The 21,392-nt window shown below is 53.5% G+C and carries 23 protein-coding genes, 1 tRNA gene and 1 pseudogene; 3 read left to right on the top strand and 22 right to left on the bottom strand.

The genetic code is table 11. The annotated features are described in order from the left end of the window. Positions 1–381: 381 nt before the first annotated feature. The 5 genes from FHC49_RS08260 to FHC49_RS08240 form a co-directional block, all read right to left on the bottom strand. Positions 382–1,263: a hypothetical protein gene (locus tag FHC49_RS08260; RefSeq protein WP_220439505.1), complete on the bottom strand. Its 882-nt coding sequence runs from the start codon at positions 1,261–1,263 to the stop codon at positions 382–384. A 371-nt stretch (positions 1,264–1,634) separates the two neighbouring features. Beyond that, entirely contained in the window at positions 1,635–2,180 is a 546-nt protein-coding gene (idi, locus tag FHC49_RS08255; RefSeq protein WP_185670156.1) for an isopentenyl-diphosphate Delta-isomerase, read from the bottom strand. 53 nt (positions 2,181–2,233) lie between these two features. Next, positions 2,234–2,950 carry a DUF554 domain-containing protein gene (locus FHC49_RS08250; protein WP_185670155.1) on the bottom strand — a complete coding sequence of 239 codons (717 nt, stop codon included), beginning with the start codon at positions 2,948–2,950 and terminating at the stop codon, positions 2,234–2,236. 22 nt (positions 2,951–2,972) lie between these two features. Further along, entirely contained in the window at positions 2,973–3,554 is a 582-nt protein-coding gene (locus tag FHC49_RS08245; RefSeq protein WP_185670154.1) for a UbiX family flavin prenyltransferase, read from the bottom strand. A gap of 12 nt (positions 3,555–3,566) precedes the next feature. After that, positions 3,567–5,045 carry a UbiD family decarboxylase gene (locus tag FHC49_RS08240; RefSeq protein ID WP_220439504.1) on the bottom strand — a complete coding sequence of 493 codons (1,479 nt, stop codon included), beginning with the start codon at positions 5,043–5,045 and terminating at the stop codon, positions 3,567–3,569. 167 nt (positions 5,046–5,212) lie between these two features. On the opposite strand from FHC49_RS08240, the gene FHC49_RS08235 reads away from it, so the two are divergent. The 3 genes from FHC49_RS08235 to FHC49_RS08225 all read left to right on the top strand — a co-directional run bounded on the left by FHC49_RS08235 (position 5,213) and on the right by FHC49_RS08225 (position 7,083). Further along, positions 5,213–6,115: a LysR family transcriptional regulator gene (locus FHC49_RS08235; RefSeq protein WP_220439503.1), complete on the top strand. Its 903-nt coding sequence runs from the start codon at positions 5,213–5,215 to the stop codon at positions 6,113–6,115. A gap of 67 nt (positions 6,116–6,182) precedes the next feature. Beyond that, positions 6,183–6,929, top strand: coding sequence for an amidase activator ActS (gene actS / locus FHC49_RS08230; protein WP_370631758.1), 747 nt, complete (start codon positions 6,183–6,185; stop codon positions 6,927–6,929). An 80-nt stretch (positions 6,930–7,009) separates the two neighbouring features. Next, positions 7,010–7,083: transfer RNA gene (locus tag FHC49_RS08225), tRNA-Gly, on the top strand. Positions 7,084–7,246: 163 nt separating this feature from the next. Here FHC49_RS08225 and acpT read toward each other — a convergent pair. From acpT to FHC49_RS08140, 17 genes and pseudogenes are all read right to left on the bottom strand, one after another. Next, positions 7,247–7,810, bottom strand: a pseudogene (gene acpT / locus FHC49_RS08220) (4'-phosphopantetheinyl transferase AcpT); the annotation flags it as partial. Positions 7,811–7,813: 3 nt separating this feature from the next. Then, entirely contained in the window at positions 7,814–9,043 is a 1,230-nt protein-coding gene (locus FHC49_RS08215; RefSeq protein ID WP_220439501.1) for a beta-ketoacyl-ACP synthase, read from the bottom strand. Continuing rightward, positions 9,040–9,771: a 3-ketoacyl-ACP reductase FabG2 gene (locus FHC49_RS08210; RefSeq protein WP_220439500.1), complete on the bottom strand. Its 732-nt coding sequence runs from the start codon at positions 9,769–9,771 to the stop codon at positions 9,040–9,042. Before FHC49_RS08210 ends, FHC49_RS08215 begins: the two co-directional genes overlap by 4 nt. Beyond that, a complete protein-coding gene (locus tag FHC49_RS08205; RefSeq protein WP_220439499.1) occupies positions 9,768–10,244 on the bottom strand; it encodes a 3-hydroxy-fatty acyl-ACP dehydratase in 477 nt (158 codons plus the stop codon). The genes FHC49_RS08210 and FHC49_RS08205 overlap by 4 nt, the downstream gene beginning before the upstream one ends. Next, positions 10,241–11,410 carry a beta-ketoacyl-[acyl-carrier-protein] synthase family protein gene (locus tag FHC49_RS08200; RefSeq protein WP_220439498.1) on the bottom strand — a complete coding sequence of 390 codons (1,170 nt, stop codon included), beginning with the start codon at positions 11,408–11,410 and terminating at the stop codon, positions 10,241–10,243. Before FHC49_RS08200 ends, FHC49_RS08205 begins: the two co-directional genes overlap by 4 nt. Position 11,411: 1 nt before the next feature. Continuing rightward, positions 11,412–11,963, bottom strand: coding sequence for a DUF3261 domain-containing protein (locus FHC49_RS08195; protein ID WP_220439548.1), 552 nt, complete (start codon positions 11,961–11,963; stop codon positions 11,412–11,414). 101 nt (positions 11,964–12,064) lie between these two features. Then, positions 12,065–14,383 (bottom strand): MMPL family transporter, encoded by a 2,319-nt coding sequence (locus tag FHC49_RS08190; protein WP_220439497.1) that lies wholly within the window; start codon positions 14,381–14,383, stop codon positions 12,065–12,067. Then, a complete protein-coding gene (locus FHC49_RS08185; RefSeq protein WP_220439496.1) occupies positions 14,352–14,957 on the bottom strand; it encodes an outer membrane lipoprotein carrier protein LolA in 606 nt (201 codons plus the stop codon). The genes FHC49_RS08190 and FHC49_RS08185 overlap by 32 nt, the downstream gene beginning before the upstream one ends. Next, positions 14,954–15,376, bottom strand: a complete 423-nt coding sequence (locus FHC49_RS08180) for a thioesterase family protein (protein ID WP_220439495.1) — start codon at positions 15,374–15,376, stop codon at positions 14,954–14,956. Before FHC49_RS08180 ends, FHC49_RS08185 begins: the two co-directional genes overlap by 4 nt. A 3-nt stretch (positions 15,377–15,379) precedes the next feature. Beyond that, complete coding sequence (locus tag FHC49_RS08175) at positions 15,380–17,071, bottom strand: glycosyltransferase (protein WP_220439494.1); 1,692 nt, start codon at positions 17,069–17,071, stop codon at positions 15,380–15,382. After that, the gene (locus tag FHC49_RS08170; protein ID WP_220439493.1) at positions 17,062–17,415 is read right to left on the bottom strand and encodes a hydroxymyristoyl-ACP dehydratase; all 354 of its coding nucleotides are present in this window, start codon (positions 17,413–17,415) and stop codon (positions 17,062–17,064) included. Before FHC49_RS08170 ends, FHC49_RS08175 begins: the two co-directional genes overlap by 10 nt. Next, the gene (locus tag FHC49_RS08165; RefSeq protein ID WP_220439492.1) at positions 17,396–18,763 is read right to left on the bottom strand and encodes an AMP-binding protein; all 1,368 of its coding nucleotides are present in this window, start codon (positions 18,761–18,763) and stop codon (positions 17,396–17,398) included. Before FHC49_RS08165 ends, FHC49_RS08170 begins: the two co-directional genes overlap by 20 nt. Further along, on the bottom strand, positions 18,760–19,341 hold the full coding sequence (locus FHC49_RS08160) for a hypothetical protein (protein WP_220439491.1): 582 nt from the start codon (positions 19,339–19,341) through the stop codon (positions 18,760–18,762). Before FHC49_RS08160 ends, FHC49_RS08165 begins: the two co-directional genes overlap by 4 nt. Positions 19,342–19,347: 6 nt before the next feature. Then, entirely contained in the window at positions 19,348–19,599 is a 252-nt protein-coding gene (locus FHC49_RS08155; RefSeq protein WP_220439490.1) for an acyl carrier protein, read from the bottom strand. Between the two features lie 12 nt (positions 19,600–19,611). Continuing rightward, positions 19,612–19,869, bottom strand: a complete 258-nt coding sequence (locus tag FHC49_RS08150) for a phosphopantetheine-binding protein (RefSeq protein WP_220439547.1) — start codon at positions 19,867–19,869, stop codon at positions 19,612–19,614. Continuing rightward, a complete protein-coding gene (locus FHC49_RS08145; protein WP_220439489.1) occupies positions 19,850–20,665 on the bottom strand; it encodes a 1-acyl-sn-glycerol-3-phosphate acyltransferase in 816 nt (271 codons plus the stop codon). The genes FHC49_RS08150 and FHC49_RS08145 overlap by 20 nt, the downstream gene beginning before the upstream one ends. Then, entirely contained in the window at positions 20,662–21,384 is a 723-nt protein-coding gene (locus tag FHC49_RS08140; RefSeq protein WP_220439488.1) for a beta-ketoacyl synthase chain length factor, read from the bottom strand. Before FHC49_RS08140 ends, FHC49_RS08145 begins: the two co-directional genes overlap by 4 nt. Between the last annotated feature and the right edge of the window lie 8 nt (positions 21,385–21,392).

The raw sequence follows: 21,392 nt of genomic DNA, 5'->3' as shown, positions 1-21,392 counted from the left end.
TAAATGCGTTATTTCTGTCGGCCTTAATTTATGGGTGAAATATTATTGTTTTTATAAATATTGCTATCCTAAGTTTGTTTTTAGATTATGAATTAGTGTTTTTTAACTGTTGATATGATCTTATATTCCATGTCAGGGTGAAAAAATGTGGGGCGTCTCTGTTTTCTCATTTATGCATAATATGCATGATTGATGTCCTATGAAATAATAGAGCGCTTTATAAGTGGTGTTTATGAATAACATTCAGGAAGACTAAACGAAACCTATAAAGCATTAATATATGAATGGTTATCAGCACGTCTTTAAGAGCATAGTATAGAGAGTATCAGTGAAATTATTAATGGTATGCCATTTAAGTGTCATAATAAATAATTCCTTATGTTATTTAATTCTATCGTTATAGAAGATTTCACAATTGGCGTCTGGGTTAAACGACCATTTCCTGTATTTGAAGCTATAAGTACTTATTTCTATGTTATCGATAAAATAAGGTGTACCTTTATATAAATAGACATCTGAATACCAGACGGCCTGTCGAATGGCACCTGAAAGAAGCGTGTTCAGCTCGTTTTCGGAACGTATTGCTCTCGGTTCAAGCCCTGTCAGGCTGTCGTTAACAAGGATAAGTCCTTGTGCCAGAATGTCGGGCATGGGCAGCCTGAGGCTTTTGCATTCGTCCTTAATTATGCTCTTCACGGGTTCTGGAAATGGGCCAGCGTATTGCACAAAGGTTAATGGGGCGGTGGATATATCAAGGCGTTTAGCCTCCTCTTCAAGCCAGGTGGGGAGGGGCATGCTCCAGACCTGCAGATATCTTCCGTTGGCGATAAAACTATCAATTTTTTTCTCAATATTGTCTTTTTGCTCAGCAGTCAGTGAGTCCAAAACACTATCTGGCTGATACAGGTCATTATCGAACAGTCGTAACATCCCTCGATCTTTTTCTGGTAAATCAAGCCGATAGTAGTCTCTGGCAAAGATACGGCGCAGAAGCGGCCGGTATTGGTTCGGGGCCAGTTTTTTCCATTCCGGCCGTCGGAATAATTTTGCCTGCGGGAGTACCTGGTAAATGGCGCATGATTCTTCAGATTTTGTCCTCGAAAAATCATGACGTTTTAGCTCTTTGAACATGGCATCGCACATCAGGTATCCTTTGCCGGTATGCTGCTGCCAGCGTCCTTTTCCGGCCTGCGCAGGAAGCACCGTCAGGCTGAGTGCGACTAATGTGAGCAGCAATGGTTTGTAGGGTGAAGATGTTTTCATCAGACCTCCGGTGTCCTGTTTATATTGATTAAATAAATATATTAAATACGTTATTTATATCGGCCTTAATTTATGAATGAAATACTATTGTTTTTACAAATGTCTTTGTACTTAATTTGCTTTTAGGTTATGAGTAATAGTTTTTAACCGTTGGTATGATTTTATATGTCATATTGGAGTGGAAAAACGTGAGGGGTCTCAATTCTATTATTTACACATAATAGGCATGATTGATTTTATGCAGAGTAAGATGAAGTTTGATAAGGTGGAGGTATAAGTAAGATGTCGGTGAATAAATCGGAAGCTATAAATATTCATCAGCATATCTTTGATAAGCGCTTATCAATTATTTTGATACGCGCTTAGTTTTATTATTGGCGACAATAGTTCAGTAATGCAGTGCGTGCAGCATCCTGAGATGATAGTTTGACCATCCAGGGGCTGAATGCCCAAGGGGTTGCGCGCAATCCTTGTAAAATGTTCTCAAGTTCACACCATTGGTAGTCCATCACCTCGTCGCTATTTACCTGTAGTTCACTTGTTACCTGTGCGGCATAGACCGGGCAGACTTCGTTTTCCACGATGCCGTTTGGCGCCACCGCGCGATAGCGGAATTCGGTGGCGACGGGGGTGATGTCGGCAATCTCAACGCCCAGCTCAAAACGGCAGCGACGGATAATGGCCTGTTCAAAGGTTTCGCCCTGCTGCGGATGGCCGCACACCGAGTTGGTCCATACGCCGGGCCAGGCGACCTTGCTTAAGGAGCGGCGCGTTGCCAGAAACTGGCCGCGTTCGTTGAATAACCAGCAAGAGAAAGCAAGATGCAGGGGAGTGGAGAGGGTATGAGCGGCGTACTTCTCCAGAATACCTGAAGGTTTATCGTGCTCATCGAGCAAAATGACGTGTTCGCCTGTCATGACGACTCCTGAAAATGAATGATGACCCGGCATAAACCCGCCGGGCCATATACTCAGGCAACCAGCGTAGCCCATAAATGGGAAAAAGGCATTACCAAAACAAGCCCTGGCAACATGTTAGCAACCGGGAAAAGCTTAATGTTACAGATACGCAACCCGGTGGCGACCATCAGCAGCCCACCGGCGCAGGAGAAGTCGGCCATCATCGATGGGGTGATCATCGGCATCAGGAATACCGCTAGCATTGCCAGTGCCAGCTGGATCACCAACTGTGGGATGGCGATGGTCATCACCGCAAAGCCAAGCAGGGTGGCGAAAATCCCGGCGGTGAACAGATCCAGAATGGTTTTGATATACAGAATCGACGGATCGCCGCTCATCCCTTCGGTCATCGCCCCGAACACACCTGTGCCGCTGGCGCAGAACAGCACCAGAATCGCCACAAACTTCTCGGTGAACTCTTCGTGGCTTAACCCCTGCACCGGTGGAAAGACTTTGTTGATAAGGCCGCGGGTAGAGCCAGCCGCTTTACCAATACCGCTTTCCAGATGCAGCAACTCACCAATTAGCGCGCCGACGATCATCGCCAGTACCACCGCAGGCATATATTTCACCTTCAGCACCAGCGTAATACCCAGGCCTACTGAGCAAAGCCCAAAGGTCATTGGCAACGCCGTTTTCACGCGGTCCGGGAGTTTTCCCCCGGCAATGGCGCCGACCAGTCCGCCGATAATCACGGCAGACCCATTTACATAAGGACCGATTAACATGAGAGCATTTTCCTTCGTCGCACTAGCCGTCGTGGCGCAGTGATCCTTCGCCCCAGCGCGGAATGTTGTCCACGTCGATGTCGAACAGATCCAGCGCGCGATTTACGCTGTGCGTAATAATGTCGTCCGCCGTTTGCGGACGCTGATAGAGAGCCGGGACCGGCGGGAAGATAATCCCGCCCATTTCAGTCACGGCGGCCATATTGCGAATATGGCCGAGGTTGAGCGGCGTTTCACGCGCCAGCAGCACCAGACGGCGGCGCTCTTTGAGCACCACGTCCGCTGCCCGAGTCAGCAGATTATCGGTAAGACAATGTGCAATGGCGCCCAGCGTTCTCATCGAACAGGGGGCGACCAGCATCCCCAGTGTTTTAAAGGAACCGCTGGAGATCGCGGCACCCAGATTACCGATGGGATGGACAACATCAGCCATCGCCATCACCTCATCCAGACGGAAGTCCGTTTCCAGTTCACAGGTTTTTTCTGCGCCTTTGGAGACGACCAGATGAACCTCTAGCGGAAGCGGCTGAAGGAGTTCCAGCGCCTTAACGCCATACTGAAAGCCGGATGCGCCGCTGATGCCGATAATGATGCGTGGTGTCATTGTCTATTCCTCTTACTCGAAGTCCGGCAGAAAGCGTTTTACGTCCACTTCTTTGAATTTAGAACGCTCAAAGTGATGCTTCAGGTGGAACGGCACGGTGCAGTCGAAGATGGTTTTGCATGACATCCCCTGCTGGAGAATGCTTGGGCTGTACTCAGGTACCTGAGACGGATCCAGCGGGTGGCAGCGAACGCCCGGAATGGTGATGGTATCGACATCGCCCTGATAGCGGGTTTGCATCGCCCACAGCACGTCGTCACTGTCGAAGATATCCACGTCCTCATCGACCAGAATGACGTGTTTCAGTTCGGGGAAGGCTGAGAATGCCAGCAGTGCCGCCTGACGTTGGCGGCCTTCGTCCGCCGGGGAGAATTTTTTAAACTGCATGACGGCCAGCAGCTTGCCGCCGCCTGCGGAGTGGGCGAAGACGTTCAGCAGTTTGCCAGGCATCGCGCGGCCAACCATATCGAGAATGCTCGCTTCGGTTGGGATACCCGCCATGTTGACGTGTTCCTCACCAGGACCGACGGTGGTGCGCCAGATGGGGTTATGACGATGGGTGACGGCTTTCACTTTAATCACCGGCAGCGCATCTTTCGATTCACCGGTATAGCCTGGGAATTCCGGCATTGCGCGGCCGGTGTTGGTGTTCTGGTCTTCACGAACGCGCACGTTTGGCAGCAGCTCGCCTTCAATAATGATTTCCGCATGGGCAATCGCTTTTTCATTGATGGTCAGGCACTTCACCATCTCGACGGCCTGGCCGCGCAGCGAGCCCGCAATGCTCAGCTCATCAAAGCCGAGCGGGGTGGTTGGTGGTTCAAAGCAGGCGGCAATTTCAATCGCCGGGTCAACGCCGATGCTGATAGAGATCGGCAGCGGCTGCCCCATCTCTTCCGCCTTCATGCGGAAAGCATCGATATGACGGCCTGGCGTCAGCCACATAGAAAGTTCATCGCGGCTCTGGACGCACAGACGGTGAATGGTGATATCCGATTCGTGAGTTTCCGGGTCGGAGGCATAGCACAGACCCATGGTGATGTACGGGCCCGCATCCTCTTCGGTATTGGTTGGCGCAGGCAGCAGTTTACGCAGGTCGAAATCGGCATCAGTTGCCAAATGGACGACTTCCTGAGCCACGGCTTTTTCATTGGTCAAAACCGGTGGAATCGGGCTTTGTACGGAATCTTTCAGCAGATGGCCCAGTCTTTCGGGCGGGCAGTCCAGGAAGTGGCTAACGCGTTTACGGGAGCCGTTGATGCCGATCGCCACGCTGATGTCGTTAAAGCCTTTGATCTTGTTGAACACCATCACCGGGCCATTTTTGCGGGTTGGGCGCTGGCAGGTGCCGCCGGCTCCAACGTAACGATATACGCCGGATAGCTCCGCATGCGGATCCACTTCAGTATCGGTTTCAACGTATTCGCCCGGCAGCGTTTTCAGCAACGCTAGCGCGGAGCGCAGGTCGCGAACGGTTGTTGTCTTTTTCACGGTTTGTTCCTGTTGATAATCGGAAATAATGTCTGTGCTAACCCTATTCCTTACGGAAATAAGGGGCAAATACCGTTTCGCTTGGTCAGGCAAGATCAAAAAGATGTGGCTACAACAACAGGCTTCGTGCGTAAACTATAGCAAAGCGGATATACAGCGAGGGCGGCATGGATTTAAAGCGATTACGGTATTTCTGTCGGGTGGTGGAGCAGGGGTCGATAAGCCAGGCGGCAAAGGTGCTGAACATGGCACAGCCGCCGCTGAGCAAGCGTATCCAGGAGCTGGAAGACGAACTGCAAACGCCGCTGTTTTTACGCCACGGCAACCGCATTGAGCCGACCGAAGCGGGCTTTTTTCTCTATCGAAAAGCCTGTGAGATTCTGCGTCAGGTGGAAGATACCGCCAGGGAAACGATGGAGATCGCACAGAAAGACCGGCTTCAGCTGCGTTTTGGGATGAGCCATCTGTTCCAGTCCTATTTCAAACCGCTGCTGCTGGCGCTGTATCAACGTCACCCGGAAATCGAAATTAATATCTCGGTGACCGACTCCAGCCATCTGGAGATGCTGCTCAATGAAGGGGCTATCGATCTGGCGTTTATTCAGCGCCCCTACCGCAGTGAAGGGTTTGACTACGTGTCGTTTGACCCGGTGAAGCTGGTGGCGGTTATCAATAAAACATGTCTGCCAGAGTCGCCTGACAATCCGTTTGATTATGCCGCACTGGGGGCGTTGCCGCTGGTGCTGCTGCATCGGGCGAAAGACTCTGGCACCTACGAGATGCTGATCGACTTGTTTCGCAAAGCAGGCGTGAATCCTAAAGTGATTATGCATATCACCCAACCGGGGGTGATCCTCGACTGGCTGGAGTCGGGGCTTGCCGCCGCGACGCTGCTGCCGTCGTCTGAGGTCTGCGCTGAAAAGCTTAAGAACTGTTATGTCGTGGATGTGTTCCCCTCACCGCAGATTTTCTACCCTGCCATGGTGAAAATCCCGGCGGTAAACTGGTGCCCGCAAGTGATGGGGCTGGTGGCGGAAGGCTACCCGTTTCCCATTAACACCCAGGGTTGATGGTTTGGCATCCAGCGCGAGCCTGCTATTATAGGCCACCCGAACGTTTATGACCTGAGGATTCGTTTTGCGAGCAGGACGCCAACTCTCTTCCCCAATACGTCTGTTAATGTGCCTGATTATCGGGCTTGCGCTGTCTGGCTGTGCTGGAAAATCTTCCAATTCGGAAGGCAGCTATAGCGGCTCGGTTTACACCGTCAAGCGAGGCGACACGCTGTCGCGCATTTCGCGGATGACGGGCACCAGCGTCGGGGAACTGGCTCGCCTTAACGGCATCTCGCCGCCGTATAACATCAACGTCGGCCAGAAGCTCAAGGTGAACGGCTCGGCGAAATCCTCCGGCAGCAAAAAATCCAGCACGACCCAAACGGCGAAAGTCACGCCGTCTTCCGCCGTTCCGCTATCCTCATGGCCAGCAGTGGGCCAACGCTGCTGGCGCTGGCCGGCTACCGGTAAGGTGGTGATGCGTTACTCCACCTCGGAAGGCGGTAATAAGGGGATTGATATCGCAGGCAGCCGTGGTCAGCCGGTCTACGCGGCGGCGGCGGGGAAAGTGGTCTATGTCGGCAACCAGTTGCGCGGTTACGGCAACCTGGTGATGATTAAGCATGATGAAGATTACATTACCGCCTACGCGCACAACGATAAGCTGATGGTGAACAACGGTCAAAACGTAAAAATTGGCCAGCAGATAGCCACTATGGGCAACTCAGACGCCGATTCGGTAAGGCTGCACTTCCAGATTCGCTATCGCGCCACGGCCATCGACCCGCTGCGCTACTTGCCGCCGCAGGGCAGCAAGCCGAAGTGCTAAGCGGTTATTTTATCATCACTTAGCTGCCTAAAGGCTTGCCAGGCGAGGAGTAACGTTTATAATGCTCCTCGCACACCTTTGCGGGCGTAGTTCAATGGTAGAACGAGAGCTTCCCAAGCTCTATACGAGGGTTCGATTCCCTTCGCCCGCTCCAAATCTCATACTCTCGAATTCCAAAAAGTCTGATTATCCGTTGATAAATCTACGTTCGTAGCATGTATTCATTGGTCTAACTCAGCGGTGCCCCATCCGTCCTGTGCGACTGTAAGGTTATTCCGCCCTGCGTATAATTTTCCGTTCTCGACATGTAACCACTGAACCATAATCTCCGCGCAATTTACCGGTGTAGGTGTGCATATCGAAAGACTCAGTGAGCCTAGCCAGCGATGGGAGACGAAAGGAGCAGTCTGCCGTGTACTATCGATGTCTGCCATTAGCCAGGCGCTACCGCCACATTGCTTGATAATAGCCTCTTTACGCGTCCAAATTTGCCAGAAAGCGGCAAGCTGCTCATTTGAAGGCTTGGTTTCCAGTTCCGTTCGTTCTTGAGGGGTGAAGACGGCATGTGCCAGTGTCGGCCAGTTCTCACGAGGACGGACGACTTCAAGATCGCATCCGACCTCGCCTTCATCGCTTAGCAACAAGACGATAGTGTCACCGCTGTGGCTGAGGTTGAACCACAGCGGTGTTCCTGGTGAAAAAGTGGGTTTTCCCTGGGAACCGTAGATTATTTCAGGCAGCGGTGCGCGTGCGTGACAAAGCAGAGTACGGCCTGCTAGCCAGGATGCTCGTCGGGCTCCCGAGGGGGCCTGCTCAGCTAACGCCGGAGGCAGTTTACCCTCGCATAGTTCCGATATCGTTCCCAGCAACAGGCTATACATCTACTACGCCCAGCGTTTTATAATGATCGAAGTATTAATTCCGCCAAATGCGAAGTTATTGCTCTGCAGGAACTCGCAGTCAATATTTCGCGCTTCACCCATGATGTAATCCAACGCACCACAGTTCGGGTCTGGTTTATACAAATTAAGCGTTGGCGCAAACCAACCTTCTCGCATCATCTGCAGGCTCATCCAGGCTTCAAGCGCACCACAGGCGCCTAGAGTATGGCCGAAATAGCTTTTCAGCGAAGAAATTGGCACATTGTCGCCATAGATGGCCGCTGTAGCCTGACTCTCGGCGATATCACCACGCTCGGTAGCGGTACCGTGAGCAGAAATATAACCGATATCGAGCGGACTGAGCCCCGCCATTTTTAACGACTGCTCCATACAAATCTGCATGGTTTCGCGTTGTGGTTGGGTGATATGCGCTGCATCGCAGTTAGTCGCAAAGCCGATAATTTCGCCGTAAATAGTGGCTCCGCGCGCTTTTGCGTGTTCCAGTTCCTCCAGTATCAGCGTCCCTGCGCCCTCGCCAATCACCAGTCCATCCCGCTGTTCATCGAACGGAGACGGGGTTGTTTTCGGTGCATCATTGCGTTGGCTGGTAGCAAACAGAGTATCAAAGACTGCCGCTTCCGATGGGCACAGCTCCTCTGCACCGCCAGCGACCATCACGGTCTGGTAGCCGTGACGAATAGACTCCCATGCATAGCCTATCGCCTGACTTCCTGATGTGCAGGCGCTGGAGGTAGGGATCACTCGTCCACGTAGGCCAAAGAAAAGACCGGTATTTACTGCAGTAGTGTGCGGCATCATCTGCACGTAAGTGGTACCGGTGATGTTATTGGTGTGCTTTTCAGTCAGCATGGTCGCAAACTCGCTCACAGGACCCGTACTGCCGGTTGAAGATCCGTAAGCAATACCAGTTTCGCCGTTGGTAAGCACGCTGTCGCCAATCAGTCCTGCCTGCTCCAGCGCTAATTCGGTTGCCCGGGTCGACATCAGCGACACGCGGCCCATTGCACGAATGCGCTTACGGGTGTAGTGCTCCGGCAGAGTGAAATTATCAATTGGCGCGCCGAGCAGCGTATGTAGCCCATCATATATCTGCCATTCCGGCATTTTGCGTACGGCATTTTCATAGGCCAGTAGTCTGGCTGATACGTTCTGCCAGCTTTCCCCAAAGGCGGTGACACCACCCATGCCCGTGATGACGACTCGACGTGTCATAACATCCCTCCGTTGATGGAAATGACCTGGCGGGTGAGATAGCCCGCGATGTCCGACATTAAATAGCTAGCCAGCCCGGCAACTTCTTCGACCTGGCCCATTCGTTTCATTGGAATCATTGCCATCGCTTCTTTGAGCGCAGTTTCTTCCATCTCGATCATGCCCGTGTCAATGAGTCCTGGCGCGATACAGTTGACGGTGATTTTTCGTTTTGCTAACTCAATTGCCAACGCTTTAGTAGCGCCGATGATCCCAGCTTTGGCAGCGCTATAGTTGACCTGCCCACGGTTGCCCATTACGCCGGACACCGATGATAGGGTGATAATACGTCCCCCCTGTCTGGTGCCAATCATCGGCATGATGCAGGGCTGAATGACGTTGTAAAAGCTGTCGAGGTTCGTATGGATAACCGAGTCCCAGTCGTTTTCGCTAAGTGCCGGGAAGGCCGCGTCGCGGGTGATGCCCGCATTGCTTACCACGCCGTACCATGCTCCATGGGCGGTAATATCCTGTTCCAGCACTTCGCGGCACTGCTCGCGATTGCTGACGTCGAAACAGAGTAAACGTCCGACGCCGCCAGCGGCATTAATCGACGCTAGTGTCGCCTGCGCGCCATCAGTATCGCGGTGATAATGGACACCGACCACAAAGCCGTCCGCTGCCAATTGGCAAGCGATAGCGCGACCAATACCCTTGCTAGCGCCGGTAACTAAAACTGAACGACTCATGTGGACGCTCCTTGTTGAAATAGAGAATGAAGCTCTTCAGCCGTTGGCTGGAAGGTGTTGACGCGCCCCGTCGCTAGCGTCTCTTCGTCTGCCGTAATGGTGCATTCGAAGCTGCCGAAACGGTCATCTTGCATCAGCAACTGAACGCCAACCAACAACGTTTTACCTGCAGGAAACGCGCCTGCTGCGCAAGTGAGTTCGCGAGCGCCGAGCACCATCCCGAGTGAAATTGCGGCTTGAGCATGCTGGCGGCGATGCCAGCCAGACCAGACGCCAACGGTCTGGGCCATCAATTCCAGCGCATACCAGCCGGGAAGTTGACCCTGCGGGTCAAGAAACGGCGCCAGTACGCCCGTATGGTTCACGGTCACGCGGCATTCTGCGGTTTCATCAGTCACGCTGATGACGTTTTCTAGTAGCAGCATGGGGGCGTCGTGCGGCAGGTATTCCCCGGGCGATAAGTAGTGCTTCATGTGATCCTCCCGAGCAAAATGCTGGCGTTGTTGCCACCGAAGGCGAATGAATTGGACAGAATGGTCGGGCGCTCCAGCGGCTGAGGTCTGTCGATAATTCCGCAGAGCGGCAGCGACGGATCGCGTGGCGATAGGCTAAAGTCTTGTGCCGGTAACGGTAGGTTACGCTGTAAAATCAGCATGCTGATCGCGGCTTCGGTAACACCTGCAGCGCCAAGCGTGTGCCCCGTCAGGTGTTTGGTTGAGCTGCAAGGTACGTTTTCCCCGAACAGCGTGCTCACCACTTTAGATTCTATTTGATCGTTGAGCGGTGTCGCGGTGCCATGCAGGTTAATGTACCCGATGTCGGCAGGAACCATGTTGGCATCGCACAGCGCTTGTTCAATAGCGCGGATCGCCCCTTCACCTTGTGGGTGCGGGGCCGAGATATGGTGTGCGTCGCTTGACTCGCCGACACCCAGTAGCGCAATGGGGTGAGGTTCACGGGTCAGCAACATTAGCGCCGCACCTTCACCAATGGTAATGCCGCTGCGGCCGAGGCCAAATGGTTGACATTGGGTAGGGGAGAGCGATTCCAGGCTATGGAAGCCGTTAATTGGCATTCGGCTCAGCGTGTCGGCGCCGCCGACAATCGCTACGTCTGCCAACCCGGATTCAATCAGACGGCGTCCGCTGATGATTGCTCGGGCACTGGAGGAACAGGCTGTCGAGAGGGTAAACGCTGGTCCGTCAAGGTCTAGCCAGTGGCTGAGAAATCGTGACGGATCGCCCAGTTCCTGCTGTGGGTACTGCCAGGCCTCGCTTTCTCGGCCATTCAGCGTCAGGTCAACGTGTATATCGCCCTCATCCAACCCAGAGGTGCTGGTGCCTAAAACTATGGCGACTCGGTCGCGCCCATACAGGGCTATCGCTGCATCCACCTGAGGCTGAATTTGCGCCAGTGCGGCCAGCAGCAGTTGGTTATTGCGCGAGCGGTGGGCATTGAACGCTTCCGGGATAGTGGGCAGATTACCGTCTACGCCGGCCAAAACCGCGTGCGGATGTCCTTGCAGCCAACCTGCCCTGGCACGCATGCCGGGAGATATGCCGGATATCAGGTTGACGGCGACTTCGTCGGAATCGTTGCCCAGAGCGTTAATCACGCCCACAGCAGAAATGTAGATCATCTCAGTCACCTAAATATTGAATGGTGATGTGGTATTTAAAGACGTGCTGCTCGATGCTAATCGGTTCGCGCATGCCTTTTCTGTTTAAATAGGTGATTTCGGTAACCAATTTGCCTTGTGCGTTACGTAGTTCGCGTTTATCGCCGCGGTCGGTCAACGACCAACCCTTCGGCAATCGTTGCTGCCAGGCGCTAATCGGCCAGTGGCTAAGCATCACGTCAGCCAAAACCTGACTGGCTGGTGGCAGTTGTGGCACGACGATTGACTGTTCGGAATGCAGCCCGCTGTTGTCGTAGGTCACGAGGAACAGGCGAATTCCGACCGATGACAGTCCGGCCAGCGTCAGCTTGCTCGCATCGGCGTTCAGCATCACCAGTAGAGATTGGGTTTGGCCGTTAAAGCTACCGGTCAGCAGTTGCTGCGAATTAATCGCCGGAGAGATACTCGGAGCGGGTAGCATGACGCGAGTGCCGGGTTCCAGCCACGCCTGCGGGTGAGTAGATTGATCCTGTTGCGAGTGGCTGCAGCCGGCCAGGATGAATGCGGCAACCATCACGGCAGTATTCCTGATGGCGCCGTGTTTATCAGGCCTACGGAGGACGTGGACAACCCGGATTAGCTGTGGCCACCATCCGGCAAGTTTGCTTATATTTATCATCTTTTTTTCTTCTCTTTTTTACCTGGCATCGCGAGCGGTGACAGCAGGAAGGCGGTAAAAATGCCGCTTACCAGCACGATGCCAAAGCTGCTAATGGCTTGGGTGGAGCTAAAAACGAGCATGCCGAGCGTCATCAGGGTGGTCAGCATGGCCAGGGTGATCGCCAGTAATGATGTCAGCGGTGTGCCGCGAGGATTGCTGAAAAATAGCGTGTAGTTAATGCCGATTCCCAGTACTAGCACTAACGCCAGCAGTGAAAAGAGGTTGAGCGAGTGTCCGCTGAAAGTCAGAACCGCCACCCCACAGCCCAAAGAGAGCACCGACGGCACGAGACTGATGAGACCTTTCCGCCAGCCGAGTCGGACGACAGCGCCGCAGGCAATGACGGCGATTGCTACACCGAGCAGGCCGGTCAAAATATGGCGGTACAGGGCAAATAATGCATCGAAGGTACTTTTACGATCTACCCATGCGACGCCGGAATATTTTGCGCCGAGGCCGTTCAACGCCTTGCTATCCTTTACTCCTTCAACTGGCACCAGTACGCCGCTTTCGCCATCAGGCAACGTCAGCCACAGCAGTCGCCAGCCTTCGCTAACGGGGCTACTGAGCCAGTTATCGACCGTGACGGGCATTGGTTTCAGGTCTGGATTTACCGCCGTTACCCCAGCCTCGGCCAGTACTTTAGCGACGGTTGGGGCAGCATTTTTTAATAGCTTAAGATCCTGCTCCTGTCGTGCCAGTGAGTTCAGCGGGATCGTGCGGTAGCCGTTCAGCCAACCTTTGGCTTTAGCCTGTTCCAGCGCGGGGATAAACATTTCTAACCGTGCGAGCGTTTGCTGAGCGGAGGTTCCGTACACCACGAACCATTTCTGGTCTACGCTCTGGCCGGTTAACCTGGTGATAGTTTTTTCCTGCGCCAGAAGGTGGTGTGGCAACGCCTGTAGTTGCGAAATATCGTCGTCGACGCGCAGTGCGGTGAGGCCTGGCAACGAAAAGATGGCTAGCGCTACCGGTAGACCAATGGACAATTTTCTATTGCGGCGCCATGCGGCAAGCCAGCGTAGCATCAACACCATGGCCGGAACCGGACGTACCGGCAGCCCGCGACACAGCCACGGATGCCAGAATACTACCGTCAGGCAGGAGGCGCTTAGGCCCGCCGCGGCAAATACCGCCATCTGGCGAATGCCGGGGAAGGGGGCAAGCACCATGATCAGGTATGCTGCAACGGTAGTCAGCAGCGCAAGTAGTAGCGCATTCCGCACTTTATCAAGGCTTTGCCATGGCGTGGCCTCTGAGCCATGTACCATGCGTTCGGTCAGGTAATATAACGTGTAGTCGGCGGAAATTCCGATGATGCTCATGCTCATCACCAGCGTCATTAAATGCAGCTCACCGAAAATAAGCAATGTGGTAACGGTACCCGCCAGGGCGCCGATGCCGATTGATATCAGACACAATAGCAGTGGGCGCAGCGAACGAAAGGTGGCGATAATCAGCAGTAACACGCCCAGTAAGGTTGCCACGCCAAGGGTAGAAATATCCTGTTTGGCCTGTTGGCTGGCGTAGTCGCTGTAGAAAACCGTACCGCGCGACAGCACTTGAGCTTGTGGGTGACGTACTTTTAGCTCTCCTTCCAATGTGCTTAGCATCGTGACTAACCGGTGCGTTTGCTGCATATCGAATGATGAACCGGCTAGTTCACCATGTAGCAGATACCAGTAATTCCCCTCGCTGTCTTGCGTGACCAACCAGCCGTCCATCAGCCGCAGACGTTGCCCATTTTTTGCCATTGCCAGCTGCGAGCCACGCATCAGCATTAGCGGATCGTTTTGCAGCTCTTTACCGCTGACGCCAGAGAAGGCTGAATAGAGCTGGGAGAGGATCCACTGTGCTTGTGCCGTTCCGCCGTTTTGTAGTCGTGTGCGAGTGTCCGGGTCAATCAGACCGTTGCGATGTTGCCAGAAAAAGGTACCCCATGCTTGCTGGCTAGCGGCATCTATTGGCCCTTTTACTTCCGTTAACGGGGGTGATTTTTCCAGCATCGTCAGCCAGTCGCGGGCGATCTGAGGGTTCGCCTGTTGGCCGGGGCTAACCAGCCAGACCAGTTGGCGATCGAGACGCTGCATAAAGCCATCGTTCAGGCTGGGAGGAATGGCCCCCATCGTCTGTTTAGGCAGCATCGCCAGTACGCTATTGTTGAGCTTCGCCTGAGGCAGCAGCGTCAGCATCGCCCCCAGCAGTATCAGGCAGACTATGCCCCACAGTAGCGCGGGTCGTTTACTGTGCGGCAAAACGTTGGCGTTCGTCATCGGTCAGTTGGGCGGGCATCAGTTGGTGTTGGGAAAGGGCGATCTCTGTGCGATCGCCCTGTTTGTCATTGAGTGCAATGCGCTCCAGATAGTCCTTACCGGCTAAATTAATAGTGGCGAAGATTTTATCCAGCGGCGTGGTGGTTGGTGTAAGACGTAGCGTCCAGTTGCCTTCCCCCATGTCTTTAAACTCAACGCGAAAGTTTTGCTCCAGCACCGTGCGGTCGGCCTGGAACAACGCGCGAAGCAGATGGTTAAACTGGAACATCTGCGGGTTGTTTTCCGCTGTGATGGTCTGCGGTGGCTGACCGTTTATGGCCTGCACCATGCGTTTATCATCCAGCAGCAACTGCATGGGGAAGGGGCTCGTTTGATCCCACAGTAACCCCTGGTCGCGAGCGATCAACATTGTGCCCTGAGATCGTAGCGGCTGCGGTAGATCCTTAATTGTGCGGGTCTGCGAGAAGTGCGCGCGAATGACCGGTTGTTCGGTAAAGCGCTGCTGCAACGTGTCGAGCGTCAGAGCGTTGACGAAGGGGCTTATCAACATCGCGATCAGCGGCAGGAATCTCATGGTGTTACTCCCATTCGTTCAAACAGAATATCAGGGCTGACAAAACACATCTCGCGGCTGGTTTCTTCGACGGCAACCTGGATGGTGTATCCGGTCGTGGTACGTTTGCCTGATTCGGCATCGAAAATGTCGTAGCCAATACGCAGACGGTTCTCGAATTCTTCAATACGGGCGCGCACGCGAATGTGCTGCTCGAAGGTTAGCGGGTGACGGTACTTCACGCGGGTATCGACCACTGGCCATAAGTAGCCTGATGCTTTCATCTGGCGATAGCCATAGTCGAATTGGTTCAGCAGCGCTTCGCGGGCAATTTCGAAATAGAGAAAATAGTTACCGTGCCAGGCCACGCCCATCATATCGACGTCATGAAAGGCAATCTTCAACTCAACTTCAGCCGTAAAACGGGGATCGTTTAGCACCTTTTACTCCTTGCTTTGTGGGGCCGGCAATTGCCAGAAATCGAAAAAGTTAAACCAGTCGAGCGGGGACTGTAGGGCATAGTGCTCCAGGCGTTTGGCATAGCGGTCAATGGCTTGCTGTAAGGCAAACTGGCGTTCGGCACGAGGTAGGAGCAGCGGGTTGGCAAAAGATTCGCAATGAATATGCAGCTTGCCATCCTGACGCAGGGCAAAAAGTAGGTCGACCGGGCAGCGTAAAATAGAGGCAAGAATAAATGGCCCCTGCGGGAACGGTGCTGGCTGGCCCATAAAGTGACTCCAGCATATGCGCCATCCGCCGCCGCGCTGGGGATTAACGGCAACGCGATCGCCAACAATGGCGATCCACTCGCCGCGATCCAACTTCTCCTTGAGCAGCATTGCGGTATCCGGGCCAATATTGGTAACTGGCAGCAGATTAATCCCGGCCTGAGGCGCCATTTCCTGCATAATCTGCTTAAAGCGCTGTGCGTTATCGCTGAATATCAGCGCATTGATGGTCCTGCTCCCTTCCAATTGCGCTAGCGCTCGGCAGACTTCCACATCACCAAGATGAGAAGCGAGAAGCAGTTTGCCACGATCGCCGCTGTGGTTGAGCGCCGCTTCTGCCCCCTGGGCGAAGACCACATCGCGCCCCAGTTTAAGTTCACCGCGCCAGCTGGCGATTTTATCGAGCATTGCATTGCCAAAGCGTAGGAAGTGCTGATAGCTAGAGAGATTTTTCGGTATCGGCAACTGATGTGCGATGAGTCGCTCACGAACGAGGGCTACCCATTGCCGTGAGGCATTTCGCGCGCGCGTTGCGGTTAGCCAGTAAACACCGACCACCGGGTAGAGCAGCAGTGCGAATGCCGTTCGTCCTAATAGATGCCAGACCAGCAGCATCAGACGCATCCCCCAAAGCCCCTTAACCTCTTGCTGCTGCGCCCAGTGCTGTGACGAACGGCGAAAGAGTAGCGAAGGGATACGCGGCAACATGCCAAAGAACAGGCGTGTATGCATGCGGGAGATGCGCAGGTTGTCCTTGAGGGCATCGAAATGCGACAGCCCATCGAGCGGATAGGTGACGTGAGTTGGGACAAAATAGCTGTCATTCCCCTGCCAGTAGAGACGTACCATTACTTCGGTATCGAAGTCCATTCGCTTGCCGAGCATGACACGCTGGGCCAGTGTAAGCGTTGGGGCTATCGGGTAGACGCGAAAACCACACATACTGTCTTTCAACTGGAACGATAGAGTCTCAATCCAGACCCAGACGTGGGTGACCCAGCGGCCGTATAGGCGCGAGCGGGGAATCGTGTCATCGTAAATGGGCTGCCCAGAAATGAGCGCTGTCGGATGTTTTTCTGCCAGTGCCAGCAGTTGTGGAATATCTTCAATGGCATGTTGACCGTCGGCATCCACCTGCACAGCATGGCTAAAACCAGCCTCGGCGGCAGCTTGTAAACCCCGAATCACCGCGGCACCTTTGCCCGCATTCTCACTCAAACGAATCAGGATCAAATTCGTTGTTTGCGCCGCCAATTGCTCCAGCGTTTTGCGAGTGCTGGCATCGCTACCATCGTCCACGACGATACAGGGTAGGTTAAATGGCCGCAGGCGCGCGAGTACCTGTGGCATCATCGCGCCGTGATTGTAGCAAGGGATCAGGATGCAGGGCGAAATGGTCAACGACATAGATGAACCTTCCCGCTACTGGCTGTATGACGAGCATCTCCATCGTGGCGTTGATAGTTAAACGTCAGTATCTGACGTGCCTCTTGCCAGTTTAGCGTGAGTGTGACGGTATTTTTGGGTAGCAGCGGCGCCTGAAACTTAACGTTCTGGATGCTGTGGAAGCGCCAGCCTGGGCCGAGTAGCAGTGGAGCGTAGCGCATTACCCAGTCCATCTGAGCGACGCCGGGAAGCAACGGTTGTATGGCAAAATGGCCTTTGAACCAGAACAGCGTTGGGTCCAGATACAGTACAATCTCAAGCTGCTCTGGCAATGTCTGATGACGCTCAATTTCTTGGGGTATCATGGAACAACTCCTGTAATTGCGCATAGACACGCTTGTTCATACTGTTGACGGGTATCCCGTCAATGATGCGCCAGTAACGAGGAATAGCGACCGGCTCCAGCCACGGTTGCAGCGCTCGCCGCCATGACAGTATCTGGGAATTATGACTGCCGCTTTGCCAGCGCTGGCGGGCCTCACTGTCCAGGACTAGCAGAACCCCAACGGCCTGACGCCCAGCACGAACTACCTGCAGCGCAGCGGCTTCGCAGATGCCTTCCAGTTCCAGCAGTCGTTGTTCGATTTCACAAAGTGAAACCCGTTTTTCTTCTATTTTTACCACCCGTCCACGGCGTTTCATTAGGTGGAACCGCCCATCGGAATCGAAATGCAAAATATCGTCGAGTAGTAAGCCGTCAGTATCGGTAATCAGCGGTGAGGTAACGCGAAATAGTTCATTCTCAGCGGTAAAATGTACGCCGGGGAACGGCTGCCAGCTCACGTCATCCCGGCGACGATAACGCCAGGCCAGGACGCCGGTTTCAGTACTGCCGTAGATTTCATCCGGCCAAATTTTAAGCCATTCGGCGGTCTGCAACGCCTCCAGCCAGGATAGCTTGCCGCCTGCTGAGAGCAGCATCGCGATGGGCGGCGGCGTGAGGCATGGATCAAGACGCTTTAAAAAAGCAGGGCTGCTAATAAACGTGTAACGATGCTGGTGGTCAAGCGTCGCCAACTGTTCAGCGTAGTGCAGCATTGCTGCGTGCAGCGGCAGGCTCAGGGACATTGGAAGAAATATACGAAATGTCAGGCCATACAGGTGCATCGGCACGACGGATGCCACTACCCGGCAACCTGCCAGTTGCTTATCAAAACGGGTAGCCAGTAGTTCCACTTCGCGATCCAGGCTCGTAATGGATTTAATAATGCATTTTGGCTGCCCGGTGGAGCCGGACGTAAACATTTCTATTGAGGCATCGTGACGAATGTCGAGAAAGACAGAGCATTCGCTGGCAGGTGTCATGGAAGAGCGGACAACCCACAGTGGTCCTTGCCACTCCAGAGCCTTATCACTCAACACGCCGTCGAAGAATGCACGCTGTTCATCCAGCAGCAAAGCGCGGCTATGCCCCAGTATTACCGGCGTTTTACCTGCATGGAGGGTTGCCAGCAGCGCAACAATGAATAAGTAGCTATTTTCAAAGCATAGCGCCCAGCGCTCTCCTTCCTGCTGTTGCAGGTGTTCTATCAACCGTGCTACATCATGGCGTAAGTGGCCGAGCGTCCAGGTGTGTTTATCCAACCAGGCGATAGGTGTTGATGCCGGGCGAGGCGCAGTGAGCCATTCAAGCAGCTTTAAAGGCGGCTTCATCGTGAATCTCGTTTCATCATATGGCGTCGTACAAGCCACTCACTACCCATGAGCAGCCCCATTAGCAGATAAGCGATCATGCCGTTCCATGCGGTCCACAGGGACATATCGCCGCGAAGAGCGGTATAAAACGCGATGCTACCGTTGGCGATGAAAAAGACACACCATACTTGCGTGACGCGGCGAGTGTAGCGCACCCCAGCCACGGGCAGGTGCGGATCGCGCAGACGCGCCAGTCGCTCAACAATCGGCATTGCAGACCACAGTGAACCGCCAAATACCGTCAGCATCACTACGTTTACCACTACCGGGTAAAACAGAAGCCACTGGTGGGTTTTAAGCAAGTAACTGGCAAGGCACAGCGCGATGCCCGCAATGGCGACCACCTGTGTGATGATACGCATTGGTCCCATTCTTCGCCGTGTCTGACGAAAACGTAAGAAGAGAAGTAGAGCCATCAGCGGTAGCAACCAATGCAAACCGTTGTGTGCTAACCCAAACCCAATTAAAAAAGGCCAGGCCAACAGCAACAGTCCGGTCAGGAGCGGTACCGCAGGCAACGAGCGAAGGCTCGGCATCACGTATTACGCTTCTTTAAGTAGACGTTCAACCGCGTCCACAACATCTTGCACGGTACGCACTGCTTTGAACTCTTCCGGTTTGATTTTCTTACCGGTTTTCTTTTGCAGGTGTACGATCATATCAACTGCATCGATGCTATCGAGATCAAGGTCTTCGTACAGTCGTGCTTCAGGTCGGATATCCTGCTGTTCAATGTCAAACAACTTAACCAGCAGCGCGGATACTTCTTCGTAAATGGCTTTTTGTTCGGTCATAACGGGCTATCCTTAGGCTCGTTGCGTATGAATGAACGATGCCAGCGTGGCGACCGAAAAGAAGTGCTGACGCATCTCTTCGCTTTCTGCGGAAAGTACAACACCGTACTGATTTTTTACCGCCAACCCCAGTTCCAGGGCATCAATTGAGTCCAGCCCCAGACCATCGCCAAAAAGCGCTGCCTCGGTGTCGATATCATCGGCGGTGAGCTCATCGAGGTTTAATGTGTTTATGATGAGATTTTTAATTTCAAGATGAAGCGCTTGCATCATTAATTCCTATGTCTTTTATGGTATTTGGTTGTAATTTAAGCAAAATGTGCCGGGTTAACTGTCTTGCTGCCAGTGCCGGTTCTTGTAAATCTGCATTGTAAAACTGATGAAGTGGTATCCGTTCGCCAACCTCGATGGTAAAGATGGGCTTGGTGGGCGGTGCGTCGTACCATTTCCTCTGTTTGCTCAACATGTGCTCGGTGCAGGCGATCACGACCACCCGCAGATCGCTATTGCAGCGTACCGCAATATTTGCTGCGCCACGCTGAAGCGTCATTTTCTCTCCGGGGACGCTGCGTGTACCTTCGGGGAAAATTAAAATGGTGTCACCTTGCAGCAGGCGTTGGCGACTGGCCGGTAGCAGTGCGTCGGCCTGATCGTTAATTAGATAATCGGCCGCACGAATTACGCCACTGAGAAAGGGATTACTCAGTAGTGCGCTTTTTACCAGGCAATCAGTCTCGGGCATGATAGAAGCCAGCATGACGTAGTCAATCAGACTTGGATGGTTGGCGACGATCAGACAGCCACGCTCCTGACGTAGCAGGTCGGCACCTATGATGCGGTAATCCAGTACGCCGACGGTTTTTGCTATCGTTAAGAAAAAGCGGAAACTGGCGGAGATACTGCGCCGTGCCACGCTTCTGCGCCGTGCTTTATTGCGCACGATAACCAGCAGCAAGTTGAACCAGATGAGGGAGAGCAGAAGCCCGCCAATACCAAATAGCATGAAGCAAAAGCCGGTCATCGCCGCCCGCCAGAGACGGTTTACACGTAAAAATAATGTACTCATGTTCGGCTCCAGCGCCACTGTGTACGCTCGCCGGGGAGGGTGAATTCTTCGACATTCTGTAAATAGTGCTGGAGAAACTGCAGGCTTTGCGGCAGTGAGTCTTCTTCTCGTGCCGCGCCGCGCTGGGTTTCGCACTGCCAGTTGATGCCAGCCTCCAACACGAACCCCACGGCAAAAGGCCAGGTTGGCATCGTTGAAGGCAGATAAGCGTGATAAAACTCGGGCAAGAACCCGTCAAAATCGACCATCAAAATACGTGAGTATCCCGCTTGCATCAGGCCAATAGCTTCGCAGAGGCCTTGTTGAAAAGTATCACGACCAGCAGAAAGTGAGGACGACACAAGAGGTTTTTTGGCGGCAATGGTCAAGTTGCCTATCGAGGAATTATGCACCGACAGCGCGAAATCGGTCGGAGAGATAGGCTGTTCTGTGGCTAGAGCCTGCAGTATACGGAAGTTCCGTTCAAGTTCTCCGTGGCGACTGGTGAACAATATTGCATCAATGTGATGGCGGCGCAGGAGCGCGAGGCCACATTCTACGGCCAGTTTGCTACCTGAACTAAGGCGACGAGCAGTCATCATCGGCAACTCTTTCGGCTTTCCGAGCGGTGCGTCGGAATCTATAGCATGCGGATGCTGTGACCAATGTCGCCATTGTTCCGCATTATCGATGCCCGGCGCGCTGGCCTGCCAATCAATGATATTTAATGCAAATTTCATCCACTCGC

The organism is Kluyvera sp. EC_51, from assembly GCF_019584505.1.
GTDB lineage: Bacteria > Pseudomonadota > Gammaproteobacteria > Enterobacterales > Enterobacteriaceae > Kluyvera > Kluyvera sichuanensis.
The sequence above is the reverse complement of the archived record's forward strand: the minus strand, read 5'-3'. Positions and strand labels throughout refer to the sequence as shown.